The sequence below is a fragment of the Streptomyces sp. NPDC058198 genome (assembly GCF_042882605.1).
Lineage (GTDB): Bacteria > Actinomycetota > Actinomycetes > Streptomycetales > Streptomycetaceae > Streptomyces.
This window is the reverse complement of record NZ_JBHVVP010000001.1, coordinates 201346-215018: the sequence shown is the minus strand read 5'-3', so window position 1 is coordinate 215018 and position 13673 is coordinate 201346. Positions and strand designations below refer to the sequence as shown.

Annotated in this window: 18 protein-coding genes; 17 read left to right on the top strand and 1 reads right to left on the bottom strand. The window is 70.7% G+C overall.

From position 1 onward, the window contains the following. Positions 1–37: 37 nt before the first annotated feature. The 15 genes from ACFVWW_RS00935 (at position 38) to ACFVWW_RS00865 (ending at position 9565) form a co-directional block, all read left to right on the top strand. The gene (locus ACFVWW_RS00935; RefSeq protein ID WP_384327518.1) at positions 38–940 is read left to right on the top strand and encodes a RimK family alpha-L-glutamate ligase; all 903 of its coding nucleotides are present in this window, start codon (positions 38–40) and stop codon (positions 938–940) included. Next, positions 937–1743, top strand: a complete 807-nt coding sequence (locus ACFVWW_RS00930; RefSeq protein WP_384189538.1) for a RimK family alpha-L-glutamate ligase — start codon at positions 937–939, stop codon at positions 1741–1743. Before ACFVWW_RS00935 ends, ACFVWW_RS00930 begins: the two co-directional genes overlap by 4 nt. A gap of 237 nt (positions 1744–1980) precedes the next feature. Then, positions 1981–2955 (top strand): non-homologous end-joining DNA ligase, encoded by a 975-nt coding sequence (gene ligD, locus ACFVWW_RS00925; RefSeq protein ID WP_386875101.1) that lies wholly within the window; start codon positions 1981–1983, stop codon positions 2953–2955. Between the two features lie 209 nt (positions 2956–3164). Continuing rightward, complete coding sequence (locus ACFVWW_RS00920; protein WP_384327512.1) at positions 3165–3611, top strand: Asp23/Gls24 family envelope stress response protein; 447 nt, start codon at positions 3165–3167, stop codon at positions 3609–3611. Between the two features lie 61 nt (positions 3612–3672). Further along, positions 3673–4131, top strand: a complete 459-nt coding sequence (locus ACFVWW_RS00915; RefSeq protein WP_386875099.1) for an SRPBCC family protein — start codon at positions 3673–3675, stop codon at positions 4129–4131. 74 nt (positions 4132–4205) lie between these two features. Then, the gene (locus tag ACFVWW_RS00910; protein ID WP_384189546.1) at positions 4206–4526 is read left to right on the top strand and encodes a gas vesicle protein; all 321 of its coding nucleotides are present in this window, start codon (positions 4206–4208) and stop codon (positions 4524–4526) included. A 34-nt stretch (positions 4527–4560) separates the two neighbouring features. Further along, positions 4561–5016: a gas vesicle protein GvpJ gene (gene gvpJ / locus ACFVWW_RS00905; RefSeq protein WP_384327509.1), complete on the top strand. Its 456-nt coding sequence runs from the start codon at positions 4561–4563 to the stop codon at positions 5014–5016. A gap of 3 nt (positions 5017–5019) precedes the next feature. Beyond that, positions 5020–5766, top strand: a complete 747-nt coding sequence (locus ACFVWW_RS00900) for a GvpL/GvpF family gas vesicle protein (RefSeq protein WP_384189550.1) — start codon at positions 5020–5022, stop codon at positions 5764–5766. Between the two features lies 1 nt (position 5767). Further along, a complete protein-coding gene (locus tag ACFVWW_RS00895; RefSeq protein WP_386875096.1) occupies positions 5768–6034 on the top strand; it encodes a gas vesicle protein GvpG in 267 nt (88 codons plus the stop codon). Continuing rightward, positions 6027–6917, top strand: coding sequence for a histone protein (locus ACFVWW_RS00890; protein ID WP_386875094.1), 891 nt, complete (start codon positions 6027–6029; stop codon positions 6915–6917). Before ACFVWW_RS00895 ends, ACFVWW_RS00890 begins: the two co-directional genes overlap by 8 nt. Positions 6918–6923: 6 nt before the next feature. Continuing rightward, positions 6924–7889, top strand: coding sequence for an SRPBCC family protein (locus tag ACFVWW_RS00885; RefSeq protein WP_386875092.1), 966 nt, complete (start codon positions 6924–6926; stop codon positions 7887–7889). An 8-nt stretch (positions 7890–7897) separates the two neighbouring features. Then, on the top strand, positions 7898–8257 hold the full coding sequence (locus ACFVWW_RS00880; protein ID WP_384189558.1) for a gas vesicle protein: 360 nt from the start codon (positions 7898–7900) through the stop codon (positions 8255–8257). After that, on the top strand, positions 8254–9057 hold the full coding sequence (locus ACFVWW_RS00875) for a GvpL/GvpF family gas vesicle protein (protein WP_386875090.1): 804 nt from the start codon (positions 8254–8256) through the stop codon (positions 9055–9057). Before ACFVWW_RS00880 ends, ACFVWW_RS00875 begins: the two co-directional genes overlap by 4 nt. Continuing rightward, positions 9054–9290 carry a gas vesicle protein gene (locus ACFVWW_RS00870; RefSeq protein WP_384189562.1) on the top strand — a complete coding sequence of 79 codons (237 nt, stop codon included), beginning with the start codon at positions 9054–9056 and terminating at the stop codon, positions 9288–9290. Before ACFVWW_RS00875 ends, ACFVWW_RS00870 begins: the two co-directional genes overlap by 4 nt. Then, positions 9287–9565, top strand: a complete 279-nt coding sequence (locus ACFVWW_RS00865; protein ID WP_384189564.1) for a gas vesicle protein K — start codon at positions 9287–9289, stop codon at positions 9563–9565. The genes ACFVWW_RS00870 and ACFVWW_RS00865 overlap by 4 nt, the downstream gene beginning before the upstream one ends. Positions 9566–9581: 16 nt before the next feature. Here the strand turns inward: ACFVWW_RS00865 and ACFVWW_RS00860 are convergent, their stop codons facing one another. Beyond that, positions 9582–10601: a cation diffusion facilitator family transporter gene (locus ACFVWW_RS00860; RefSeq protein ID WP_386875088.1), complete on the bottom strand. Its 1020-nt coding sequence runs from the start codon at positions 10599–10601 to the stop codon at positions 9582–9584. A 187-nt stretch (positions 10602–10788) separates the two neighbouring features. On the opposite strand from ACFVWW_RS00860, the gene ACFVWW_RS00855 reads away from it, so the two are divergent. Further along, positions 10789–11709 (top strand): AEC family transporter, encoded by a 921-nt coding sequence (locus tag ACFVWW_RS00855; RefSeq protein ID WP_386875086.1) that lies wholly within the window; start codon positions 10789–10791, stop codon positions 11707–11709. Positions 11710–11797: 88 nt separating this feature from the next. Further along, positions 11798–13567, top strand: a complete 1770-nt coding sequence (locus ACFVWW_RS00850) for an MOSC domain-containing protein (protein ID WP_386875084.1) — start codon at positions 11798–11800, stop codon at positions 13565–13567. Positions 13568–13673 lie beyond the last annotated feature (106 nt).

Below are 13673 nucleotides of genomic sequence, written 5' to 3'. Positions count from 1 at the left end.
CAGCATCCTCAGACGTCCGGGGTTACGGGGAAGGTCGATGAGACTCTGCTTTCTGGTGGAGGAGCAGTACCGCTACGACGGCATGCCCGTGGAAGTGATCCGCCAACTCGACGCCTGGGGACACCGGGTGGATGTGCTGCGGCCCGGCAGCTCGCTGATACGGGTGTCCGAGGAGATACGGGCGGGCAGCCACGACGCCTGGGTGCTCAAGACGGTGTCCGGGGGGCCGGGACTGACGCTGCTGGAGACCGCCGCGGCGGTCGGGCTGACCACGGTCAATGACGCGCGGTCGATCCGCGGGGTCCGGGACAAGGTGCTGGCGGCGGCCATCGGGCGGAGCGGCGGGCTGCCGGTACCGCTGACATACGCGGCCGCGCGGCCGGAGTCCCTGGCGGAGATCCCGGACGCGGAGTTCCCGCTCGTCGTCAAGCCCGCCGACGGGAGCTCCGGGCGCGCGGTACGGCTGGTGGCCTCGCCGGACCTGCTGGCCGGGATGCGGCACGAACTGGCCGGGGAAGGGATGCTGATAGCCCAGCCGTATGTGCCGAACTCGGGAATCGACCTCAAGGTCTACTGCGTCGGCGGCGAGCTGTACGCGACCGAGCGGCGTTCCCCGCTCCACCCGGACCGGCCGGCGCCCGAGCGGCGCGTACCGCTCTCCGCCGAGGTGGCCCGGATCGCCGCCGAGGTGGGGGCGGTCTACGGGCTGGATCTGTACGGCGTCGACGTACTGCTCGGCCCGGACGGTCCGGTGGTCGTCGATGTGAACGACTTCCCGAGCTTCCGGCAGGTGCCGGACGCGGCGGCGCGGGTGGCGCGCGCCGTTCTGGAGCTGGCCCGTACCGGCGGCGCCGTACCCGGTACGGCGGCCCGCACCCCTCTCCAGGAACCGGTGCGGGTTCCGGCGCAGCTGCCCGCGACGGCGGGTGAGGGCCGATGAGGATCTGTCTGATCACGCCCCGGCCCGACCACCCGCTGCTGGCCGCCACGACCGCCCTGCTGACGCCCCGCCACCACGTGGAGTCGCTGGATCCGGGGGCGGAGGACGGCCCGCCGCGTGAGCCGGCCGGCCCCGGCACGCTCGCCGACGTCTATCTGCTGAAGGCACGGACACCGCGCGCGCTGGCCCTGGCCCGGTCGATCGAGGAACGCGGCGCCCCCGTACTGAACTCGGCCGCGGCGACCGGTCTCTGCCAGGACCGGACGGAAATGGCCGAGCTGGCCCGGCGCGCCGGGCTGCCGTTCGCGGAGACCAGGACCGTGGCGGCGCTCCGGCTGCTCGCGGCCGAGGCGGAACCCACCCGCCCGCTGGTGGTCAAGAGCCGGCACAGCCGACGGCACGACCTCGTTGCCCGGGCCGACGACGCCGCGCGCCTGCGCGCCCTGTGCGCCGACTGGCCGGACGAGCCGGTGGTGGTGCAGCCCTTCACCGCCAACAGCGGCTGGGACCACAAGCTGTGGGTCGTCGCCGGTCAGGTCTTCGGCGCCCTGCGCCGGTCGGAGCTGGCGGACGGGGGCCGGGGCCCGACGCTGCCGCTCGCCCTCGGTGAACTGCCGGACGGCTGGCTGGACCTGGTGCGCGAGGTCGGCTCCGTCTTCGCGCTGGATGTGTACGGCGTGGACGTGATCGACGCGGGCGACGGCGCCCCGCTGATCGTGGACATCAACGCCTTTCCCGGCATACGGGGCCAGGCCGGTGCACCGGAGGCACTCGCCGCCCTGGCGCTACGGGCGGGCGCCTGATGCCGCGGTGGCCGACGGGCGCCACGAGGTCGGGTGCCACGACGCACCCCCCTCCGGTGCGTCGTGGCTCGCCGGCTGCCGCGGAAACGATCCTCCGCGTCGGCGCGTCCCGCGCGCAACGCCTTTCCGCGCTCACCGAAGGGCCGTGACACCGGGCTGCCGGGACGGCGTCGGCCGGGACGGCGATCACCGGCGGCCGATCTGCGGGAGCATACGGCCCGGGGGATCATCGAAGGCATGGCGCCGACCGCACCGCTTCCCGCCATCAGGCCGATGCTCGCCCTCTCCGGCGCGCTGCCCGGTGAGGGTGAAGAGGAGCACTGGGCCTTCGAGGTCAAGTTCGACGGGGCCCGGTGCGTCACCGCCGCGCCGGGCGACGGGACGGTACGGCTGAGCACACGCGGCGGCAATGACGCGAGCGCGACATACCCGGAGCTCGCGGCGCTCGGTGAGCAGCTTCGCGGCCGGCCGGCGGTGCTCGACGGCGAGGTCGTGGTCCTGGACGACCAGGGGCGGCCCGATTTCGGGCTGCTGCAGCGCCGGATGGGCGTGGCCGACCCGCGCCGCGCGGCGCACCTGTCGGGGCAGTACCCCGTTCACCTCATGCTGTTCGACGTCATGTACCTGGACGGCCGGTCCCTGCTCGGCTCCTCGTACCGGGAGCGGCGGTCCGTCCTGGCCGGCCTCGGCCTCGGCGGTCCGCACTGGTCGGTGCCCGCGTTCGTCGAGGGGCACGGGCACCAGGCCTGGGAGACCTCGCTGCGGGCCGGCTTCGAGGGCGTCGTCGCGAAGCGCCTGTCGTCCCCGTACGCCCCGGGCGTCCGGTCGACTGACTGGCGCAAGACCAAGCACGTCGTGACCCTCGACGTGATCATCGGGGGCTGGTCGGAGGGCCGCGGCGGCATCACCGGCCTTCCCGGCGCGGCCCTGATCGGGGTGGCGGAGCGGGCCGGACTGCGATTCGTCGGAGCCGTCGGCTCGGGGCTGTCCGACCGCGAGCGGCGCGACCTCGCCCGCTACCTGGCCGTGATTCCCCGTGACACCTCCCCCTTCATCAACCCGGTCGGGGTGCCGGCTCCGCACTGGGTCGAGCCCCGCCTCGTCGCCGAGATCACCCTGTCCGGCTGGACGTCCGCGGGCCATGTCCGCCACCCCGTATGGCACCGGCTGCGCCCCGATCTGACACGGCTCCACGATTCCCGGCCGCCCTGACGACTGCCCGTCAGGCCGGTCCGTGGCCGGGCACTGCGCTCACCATTCGCGCCGGACTCACCCGAATGGCGCCGTGCGGGCAAGCCGGGCAGAGTGGGAGGAAGGGGTCGCGGCCGTGAGCGGAGAGCCTTGCGGTCGGCGGCATTTCACTTGCGCCTGTCTCAGCGGAGGCACCGGCGGAAGTTCTCCTTCAGGAAGGGAATTCCCTCATGGCAGCCAACGAACCAGCGATGGCGGGCATGTCCACCGGCAAGGGCGGCGCGGTGAAGGGAAAGACGACCATCGCCGACTCGGTCGTCTCCGCCATCGCCGGTATAGCGACCCGCGAGACGTCCGGTGTGTACGCGATGGGCGGGGGCGCGTCCCGTTCGCTCGGGGCCGTGCGCGAGAAGGTATCCGGTGCGGACGATCCCGGGCGGGGCGTCTCGGTGGAAGTCGGCGAGAGGCAGGCGGCGATCGACCTCGACATCGTCGTCGAGTACGGTACGCCGATCGCCGAAGCCGCCGGGAATATCCGGTCCCATGTCTCGGACTCGGTGGAAAGCATGACGGGGCTGGAAGTCGTGGAGGCCAATGTGAACGTTCTCAACGTCCACGTGCCGGGATCCGACGACGAGAGTGACGACAGTTCGGCGCACGCGGCACGCGTGCAGTGAGCACGACTCTCCCCTTCCGCCCGGCGGGTCACGGGGCACATGTATGCCCTTGGAGGCACCCATGGCCGTACGGCATCAGCTGATCAGAAGGCCCCCGGCCGCCGTGTGGGCGGTGCTGGAGGACGGCAATCGGTACGCGGACTGGGTGGTGGGCACAGCCCGGTCCCGCCCGGCCGACGGAACGTGGCCCGAGCTCGGATCGACGATCGAATACCAGGTCAGGATCGGCCCGTGGACGGTCGGCGGGCACACGGTCGTCCGGCGGTACGAACCACCCCACCGGCTCGAACTCGAGGCGTACAGCGGCCCGCTCGGTACGGCCAGGATCGCCATCGAGGTCCAGCCGTGGGGACAGGACACGCTGGTCGTCGTGGACGAGCATCCGCTGCGCGGCCCCGGCGGGACGGTGCACAACACCGCCGTCGACACGCTGATCCAGATCCGCCACCGCAGCATGCTCGGACGGCTCGCCGCCGTGGTCGGACAGACATCACGGGACACCGCGGAACGCGGCGAATGAACCGGCCCCGCGGGCGGCGTACTCGATAGGCCCGCCCAGGATGCGGTGGGCGGGATAGTGATCAGACTTGTCATATGGCAGAAGAACGTCGAACACGGGCCCGGCCCACGTCCACGGCGCCCCGTCGGCGAGCCACCTCCGAGCAGGGGCCTGAGCATGCCGCTCATGCCGCCCGCGAGCGACTGGCGAGCTTGATCAGCCATCACACGGAGGGCGTGTCAGGGGTGCGGCGCACCGACGACGGATGGTGCGTCGTCGTGGACGTCCTGGAGGTTCCCCGTATCCCCGACACCACAAGCCTGCTCGCTTCGTACGAGGTGCAGCTCAACCAGGACGGCGAACTCATGGAGTACCGCAGGGTCCGCCGCTACCGAAGAGGCGCCGCCGACGAGTGACCGTGGCGATCCGACCAGCCGAGAGGACGCACCCATGAGAACGACCACCTACTCCGACGAGGTCGCGTACGTACCGCGCGCCGGCACGTTGTACGACGTGCTGGAACTCATCCTGGATCGGGGCATGGTGATCGATGTGTTCATCAGGGTCTCCCTGGTCGGCATCGAGATCCTCAAGATCGACGCCCGCATCGTCGTGGCGAGTGTCGACACCTACCTCCGGTTCGCCGAGGCGTGCAACCGGCTGGACCTGGAGCGCGATTCGGGCAGCACCACGATCCCCGAGCTGTTGGGTGGCGGCGGCGGGCTGGCCAGGTCCGTCGGCAAGCGCAAGGTGAAGCAGGCGGCCGAGTCCGTGGGGAACACGGTGCGTCAGGCCGTCGGCGGCGGGGACAAGGACTCCGACGAGGAAGAGGAAGAGGAGACGCGGCCACGGCGGCGCGCTCCTGCCCGCTCCGCCACCCGCCGCCGCCGTCCCTCGGAGGACTGACCGGTGGAAGACAGCGGCGTGTACGTCTACGCCATCGTCCGGGCGAAGCAGCCGGCTCCGGCGGGAGCCGGCGGAGTGGGGAGCCCGCCCCTGCCGCTGCGCGTGCTCACGCAAGGGCCGCTCGCCGCCGTCGTCAGTGACGTTCCGCCGAAGCTGCGCGCCCGCCGCCGTGACCTCCTCGCGCATCAGGAGCTGCTGCTGCGGCTCACCGAGAGCGGGCCCGTGCTGCCGATGCGGTTCGGCATGGTCGCGCCGGACGAGGCGACGGTCCACGAGCAACTGGCCGCCGCCGAGGGCCGCCACCTGGCGGCCCTGGAGCGGCTGGCCGGACGGGTCGAGGTGAACGTCAAGGCGCTCGCGCCGCCCGACGCGCTGGCCGGTCTCGTACGTGAGGACAGGAATATCCAGCAGCTCCGGGAGGCCGCGCGGCGGCATCCGGGATACGAGGCGAATCTGCGCCTGGGTGAGGCGGTGGTGACGGCGCTGTCGCGCCGGGCGGCCGAGGCCGGCCGCCGGGCCGTGCTGGAGCTGACACCCCTGGCCCACGCCGTGGCCGCCGGCCCTGAGGTCTCCGGTTGCGTGCTCAATACGTCATTTCTCGTCGACAGGGCGGCCGGCGACCGATTCAGGGTGGTGGCGCGGGAGTTCGCCGCGCTCCGTCGTGACCATGTGGAACTACGGGTCGCGGGACCGCTGCCCTGCTACAGCTTTGTCGCGCCCGAGGGCCCTCTCGTGAGAGCGGGAGCCTGACATGGGACTGATCAGCGGAATTCTCACCCTGCCGTTGGCGCCGGTCCGCGGGGTGGCCTGGGTGGCGGAGCAGCTCCTGGACGCCGCGGACCGCGAGGTGCACGACCCGGCCGTCATCCGCGCCCAACTTGCCTTGCTGAATGAGGAATTCGAAGAAGGAAACCTCAGCGTCGAGGCATTCGAAAAGGAAGAGGAACGGCTACTCGACCGGCTCTACGAGGGTCGGCCGGACCAGGCGAGCGAGCGAAGGTGGCACTCTCATGGATGACCAGACCAAGGTAACTCTGGCTGCCGCAGTGGTCGGTGGCTATGTGCTCGGCCGTACGAAGAAGGGCCGGCTCGCGCTGACCGCCGTGACCTACCTCGCGGGCAGGCGCTTCGGCCTCGAACCGCGCCAGCTGGTCGCCGAGGGCGTGCGCCGGCTCGGTGAGGTCCCGCAGGTTGCCGAGCTCCAGCAGCAGCTGAAGTCCGAAGGCCTCGACGCGGCCCGCAACGCGCTGACGGCGGTCGCCAACCGCGGTATGGCCTCTCTCGCCGACGCGATCAGTGACCGTACCCTCAGCCTCGGTGGGAAGAAGGCCGCGGAGGACGAAGGAGAAGAGGGGGACGAAGAGGCGGAGGGCGAGTACGAGGAAGAGGAAGAAGAGGAGCCGGAGGAGGAAGAGCCCGAGGAGGGAGAAGAGGCGGAAGAGGCGGAGGGCGAGTACGAGGAGGAGGAAGAGGAGGAGGAAGAGGAGGAGCCGGAGGGCGAGTACCAGGACGAAGAAGAGCCTGAAGAAGAGCCCGAAGAAGAAGAGCCCGAAGAAGAAGAGGAGGAGCCGGAAGAAGAGGAGGCTCCGCCCAGGCGCCGCAGGCCCGCGCCCGGGAAGCGGCAGCCCAGCAGGACGCCGGCGAAGAAGACAGCTCCGGCGAAGAAGTCCGCTCCGGCCAAGAAGTCGGCGCCCGCGAAGAAGTCGGCGCCCACCAAGAAGTCCGCCCCGGCCAAGAAGTCCGCTCCCGCCAAGAAGTCCGCCGCGAAGAAGACGGCCCCCGCCAGGAAGACGGCGGCGAAGAAGACCTCGCCGGCCAAGAAGACGGCCGCGAAGAAGTCGGCGTCGTCGTCGCAGCGTGCGGCCAAGAGGACATCCAAGCGCGCCGATCGCGGGAGGTAGCCGGTCATGGCCAAGACAGAACAGGACACCCCTGACGCCGGCGATTCAGGTCTCGACCGGCTGCGTGAAGAACTCTCCCGCTACCTGAGTGCCCAAGTGGACCACGTGGTCGAGAAGGCCGGCGAGAAGCTGACCGGGGTCACCGGAAAGCTCACCGACGTCGCGGCGAACGGCGGAATGCTGCCCGCGATCGGTTCCAGCCTCCTCAAGGGCGAATCGCCCGTGAAGGCCTTCTTCGCCCAGAAGGCGAAGGGGGTGAAGGACAGCATCGTGGGCAAGGCCAAAGAGCTGGTCGGTGGCGGCAAGGGCAAGGGCAAGGCCGGCGACACCAAGGTGACGAGCATCATCGAGGTCCTGGACCTGGGAGTGCCGCTCCGTTTCGCGTACGACCACTGGACGCAGTACGAGAAGTTCGGCAGCTTCACCAAGGGCGTGCGCAATGTGTCGCAGAGCGATGAGGTGACGACGGACTGGAAGGTCAAGGTCGGCCCGTCGACGCGCGGCTTCAAGGCGACCGTTCAGGAACAAGTGCCTGACGAGCGCATCGTATGGACCTCGGAAGGCGCCAAGGGCACGACCCGTGGAGCTGTCAGCTTCCATGAGCTGGGGCCGTCCCTGACCCGCATCGTCCTCGTCGTCGAGTACTACCCGTCCGGATTCTTCGAGAAGACCGGCAACCTGTGGCGCGCTCAGGGCCGGCGCCTGCGCCTGGACTTCAAGCACTTCCAGCGGTACGTCACGCTCACCGAAGAAGAGCCCGAGGACGCGTGGCGCGGTGAGATCCGGGACGGCGAAGTCGTCCGTACGCACGAAGAGGCCATGGAGGAGGAAGAGGCCGAGCAGGAGGAGGAAGAGGAGGAGGACGGCGAGGTCGCTGACGAGGACGAGGTTGAGGAAGGCGAAGAGGACGAAGAGGGCGAGTGGGAGTACGAGGACGAGGATGAACCGGCCGAGGACGAGGAAGAGGAGTGAGCGGCCCTGTGACCGATATCGACTTCAGGCAGGGCGGTGGTGTCACCCCCGGCCCGAGTACCACCAACCTCGCCGACATTCTTGAACGCGTCCTCGACAAAGGCATCGTGATCGCCGGTGACATCAAGATCGACCTGCTCGACATCGAGCTGCTGACCATCCGGCTGCGTCTGTTCGTCGCGTCCGTGGAGACCGCCAAGAAAGCCGGCATCGACTGGTGGGAGACCGACCCGGCCCTCAGCTCCCGCGCCGCCCGCAGCGCCCTGCAGGACGAGAACCATGAACTGCGCACGCGCCTGGCGGCCCTCGAATCCGCTCATGAGCAGGCCCCGCCCCCGGCCAGGAGCAAGGAGAGACAAGGGACATGAGCACGCCCGTACCCGGCCTCGCCGACACCACCGCCACCTATGTCTTCGCCGTCTGCCGCCGTCTCGAACCGGCCGTCCTCACCGCTCTCCCCGGGCTCTCCGGGAACGCGCCCGTCCGCACGCTGTCCTTCGGGACGCTCACGGCCGTCGTCCAGCGGGTCGAGGCAGCCCACTTCACCGAAGAAGCCTGGCAGGAACGCCTGTCGGACCAGCACGAACTGGAACGGTGTGCCCGCGCCCATCACGAGGTGGTGTCCGCCGCCGCCACCTGTGGACCCACGGTTCCCCTCGCGCTGGCCACGCTCTACCGCGGCGACGAGCGTGCCCGCCACGCCCTCGACCAGGACGCCGACCGCTTCCACACCGCCCTGCGGCGTATCGAGGGACGCGTCGAGTGGGGAGTGAAGGTGTACGCGCCGACGGCGCCCCGGCAGCCCGTCGCACCGGAGCCGGCGCCGACCGGGCGCAGCCGGCCTTCCGCCGGTGCGGGCCGCGCCTATCTGGACCGTAAACGAGACGTCCACCAGCGGCGCGAACAGCAGCACGACGAGGCACTGCGCACCGCCGACACGGTGGACACCGCGATGCGCGCTCTGGCCGCCGCCTCACGGCGACTGCGCACGCACGCCCAGGAACTGACGGACGGACGAGGACTCCAGGTTCTCAACGCGGCCTATCTGGTCGCGGCGGACCGTACCGACGAAGTCTCCCGCGCGGTGCGGTCACTGCGCCGTCTGACCGGGGCGCACATCGAGATGTCAGGACCGTGGGTGCCCTACTCCTTCGCCGGCGAGGTGTGACAGTGACGAAGCGCGAGCCGGTGCCCTGGAACACCCCCGAGCCGCTGTCAGGTCCCATCGGCGTTCCCCTCGTCGATCTTCTCGACCGTGTCCTGGCGACCGGAGTGGTGGTCAGCGGTGATCTGGTCATCGCCATCGCCGATGTGCCCCTGGTCCGGCTGTCGCTGCACGCCCTGCTGTCCTCGGTCAGTGAACGCGTTCCCGCCCCCTGGGCGGACGGAGGCCCCCTATGACCAGCGCACGGTTCGACGTGGATCGCGAGCAGATGGGGCGCGACCTGGTCGCGCTGGTCCTGACGGTGGTGGAACTCCTGCGCCAGCTCATGGAACGGCAGGCGATCCGCCGCGTCGAGCAGGGCGACCTCAGCGACGATCAGGTGGACCGGATCGGTACGACGCTCATGCTGCTCGACGAGCGTATGAAGGAGCTGTGTGACCAGCACGGACTGACGGCCGAAGACCTCAACCTCGACCTCGGCCCGCTGGGAACACTGCTGCCACGCAACTGACGGCCAGGTTCTTCGCTCACGTCAGATGATGCGCGAGGACCACATGCGGGTCGGGGGCGCCCGGTACCGGGGCGGGATCGGCGTGCACCAGGGCCGCGGCCAGTCTCGGTACGGCGTGCAGCAGCGCGTGTTCGGCGTCGACCGCCACCTGGTGCGCGGCGCGGACGGTCAGCTCCCCGTCGACGACGATGGCGACCTCGGCGCGCAGGTGGTGACCGATCCACCGCAGTCGCAGTTCGCTCACCGCCCGTACGCCCGGCACCCGTTCCAGGGTGTGTTCCGCGGTGTCGACGAGGGCGGGGTCGACGGCGTCCATGATCCGGCGGAACACCTCGCGGCAGGCGTCGCGCAGGACGAGCAGGATGGCGGCGGTGATGACCAGACCCACGATCGGGTCGGCGAGCCGCCAGCCGAGCGCGGCGCCGCCCGCGCCCAGCAGGACGGCGAGTGAGGTGAATCCGTCGGTGCGGGCGTGCAGTCCGTCGGCGACCAGCGCGGCGGAGCCGATCTCGCGTCCGACGCGGACGCGGTAGCGGGCCACCCACTCGTTGCCGAGGAAGCCGATCACCGCCGCTGCCGCGACGGCGGGCAGATAGCTGATCTCCCGCGGGTTCAGCAGCCGGTCGACGGCGGTCCAGGCGGCGAACCCGGCCGAGGCGGTGATGGTGAGCACGATGACGAGGCCCGCCAGGTCCTCGGCCCGCCCGTAGCCATAGGTGAAGCGGCGGTTCGCCGCGCGGCGGCCCAGCACGAACGCGACGCCCAGCGGCAGGGCGGTCAGCGCGTCCGCGGCGTTGTGGACGGTGTCTCCGAGCAGGGCCACCGACCCGGACAGCACCACCACGGCCAACTGCGCCGCCGCCGTCACACCGAGCACGGCGAGCGAGGTCCACAGCGTCCGCATGCCCTTGGCGGAGGCCTCCAGCGCACGGTCGGTCCTGTCGGCAGCCGTGTGCGAGTGCGGTGTCAGCAGGTGTCCCGCGCGGTGCCGCAGCCGTGCCCACCGGTGGGGGTGTCCGTGCTGGTCATGACTCATGGGACCGGCCTTCCGACGCGGGCCAGAGGGGGACAAGTCGATGATGTCATGATGCCCACCGCCGTGTGCGGGACCGGTGCGCGAGATCACGTTGACCTCGGGGGACGTTCCTCGGGAGGGTTGGCTGCATGACACACGGATCCGTACCGCCGACCGGGATTTCCCTTCTCTGTGACCGGGGCGCGCAGTGCGGGGAGTTCTGACCGGATTCGCGGTCATCGCGGTCGTCATCGGGGTCGGTTATCTGATCGGCCGGCGCAGATATCTCGGGGACAACGGACGTGAGGTGCTCACCAAGCTCGCCTTCCACGTGGCCACACCGGCGCTGCTGTTCACGACGCTCGCGCAGGCCGATCTGTCGGTGGTCCTCTCCAGCCGCCTGCTGATCACGGCGATCAGCACCGCGGCCGCCGCCGGGGTGTTCGTGGCGGTCGCCGTGGTCTGCCGCTGGGGCGTGGGGCGTACCACGATCGGGGCGCTGTGCTCCAGCTATGTCAACGCGGGCAATCTCGGTATCCCCATCGCGGTGTACGTGCTCGGCGACGCCTCCCTCGTCGCTCCGGTCCTGCTGTTCCAGCAGATTGTGGTCACCCCGGTCGCGTTGACGGTGCTCGACCTGTCGGGTCCTGGGGAGAAGCGCCCGGTGTGGCAGCGCCTGACCACACCGCTGCGCAACCCGATCGCGGCCAGTTCCCTGTGCGGGGTCGCGGTCGCGGCCACGGGGTGGACGGTGCCGGGACCGGTCCTGGATCCACTGATACTGATCGGGAACATGTCGGTCCCCGCCGTGCTGCTGGCCTTCGGCATCTCGCTGCGCGGCAGCGCTCTGCCGGGCCGTGGCCCCGACCGGCACCCGGTCCTGCTCTCCGCGGCCCTGAAGTCCGCGGGCCAGCCCGTGGTGGCCTGGATGCTGGGGGCCTGGGTCTTCGGGCTGCACGGCGCGGCCCTGCTGGATGTCGTGGTCACCTCGGCCCTGCCCGCCGCCCAGAATCTCTTCACGTACGCCTCGCGCTACCGGGTCGCCGAGCGACTCGCGCGGGAGTCGATCCTGCTGTCCACGATGCTGTCGGTGCCGGTTCTGGTCACGGTGGCGGCGCTGCTCGGGTGACCCCCGGTGCACGGTGACCCGCTGCGCGGGCCGGCGCCTTCCGTGCCACCCTGGATGGGAGCATCCGACCTGAGGCGAGGCGAGAGCGTTGGCCAAGCTGACCGCAGTGAACGTGGGTCTGCCGCAGGATGTCCTCTGGCGCGGTCGTACGGTGTACACCGGTGTGTGGAAGCAGCCTGTCACCGGGCCCCGGATGGTGCGGCGCCTCAATATCGACGGGGACGGCCAGGGGGATCTGGCGGGGCACGGCGGCGAGTACCGCGCGGTGCTGGTCTACCAGACCGATTCGTACCGCTACTGGGAGAAGGAGCTGGGCCGGGACGATTTCGTGCCCGGACAGTTCGGGGAGAACTTCACGGTCGACGGCCTGCCGGACGACGAGGTCTGCATCGGTGACCGCTACCGCATCGGCGGCGCCGTGTTCGAGGTGACCCAGCCGCGGGTGACGTGCTATCGGGTGGGCCTGCGGATGGGCGAGCCACAACTGCCCGCCCTGCTGGTGTCCCACCGGCGCCCGGGCTTCTACCTCCGCGTGCTCGTCGAGGGAGAGGTGGAGGCCGGGCAGGAGATCACGAAGATCTCCTCCGATCCCGTGGGGATGACGGTCGCCGAGATCGACGCGCTGCTCTATCTGCCGGGACATCCCCGGGACGGGGTCGACCGCGCGCTGAGCATTTCCGCGCTGAGCCCCGGCTGGCGGACCTCCCTGCGGGCCATTCTCGAACAGGCGGATCACGAGCCGTCAGGGACGGCAGGCAACACGGGCCTGACCCCGGCCGCGAGTGGCCCGCCGCCGGCCTGGGCCGGCTTCCGGCCCCTGCGAGTCGCCGGGATCCATGCGGAGAGCCGCAGCGTGTTCTCCCTGTCGCTGGCCGCCGCCGACGGCTCGGCCCTTCCCGCGTGGGAACCCGGGCAGGCCGTTACGCTGCGGCTCCAACCGGAAGGCGGCGCGGCGCCGCTGATCCGCAGCTATTCGCTGTCCGGCCCGCCCGGCGCCGACCGGTACCGGATCAGCGTGAAGCAGGAGCCGCACGGCGCCGCCAGCAGCCACCTCCGTACCCGGGTCGGCGTCGGCGACACCCTTGACGTCGCCGCGCCGCGCGGTTCGTTCTTCCTCCGGGACGGCGAGGAGCCGGTGCTGCTGCTGTCCGCCGGAGTCGGTGCCACGCCCGTACTGGCCATGCTGTACGCGCTGGCCGACGAGGGGTCCGGTCGGCAGGTGTGGTGGCTGCACGGGGCGCGCGACGGGACGGAGCACCCGTTCGCCGACGAAAGCCGCGCCCTGCTGGACCGGCTGACGGACAGTCACTCCTTCGTCTGCTACAGCCGTCCCGCCGACGACGACCGCGAGGGCGTCGACTACACCGCGAGGGGACGGCTCTCCGCCGGCCTGGTCGGCGGTCTCGGCCTGCCCCGGGACGCCGACGCGTATCTCTGCGGCCCCCCGGACTTCATGAGCGATCTCGCCTCGGTCCTCGATTCGTCCGGGCTGGAGCCGGCCCGGATCCACACGGAGGCCTTCGGCGCGGGCGCCGCTCTGACACCCGGTGTGGTCTCCGGGCCGGCCCGGCCGCCCCACCCGCCCGACGGTTCCACCGGCACGGGGCCCGTCGTCTCGTTCGCCCGCAGCGGCCTCACGGTGCGCTGGGATCCGGACCGGGCGAGCCTGCTCGAACTGGCGGAGGCATGCGACGTACCCACCCGGTGGTCGTGCCGCACAGGAATCTGCCACACCTGCGAGACCGCTCTGCTCTCGGGCGCCGTCGGCTATTCCCCGGACCCGATCGACCAGCCGGCCGACGGCAACGCGCTGATCTGCTGCTCCCGTCCCACGGACAGTGTGGTGCTCGATCTGTGATCCTCGCGCGACCGGGCGTGCGAGGGTTTGAGGCGATTTTCGACTTTTGTCAGCATAATGACTCTATGCAATTGGCTCGCGCTGTGCGCGGAAGCAAGGCAGGGGA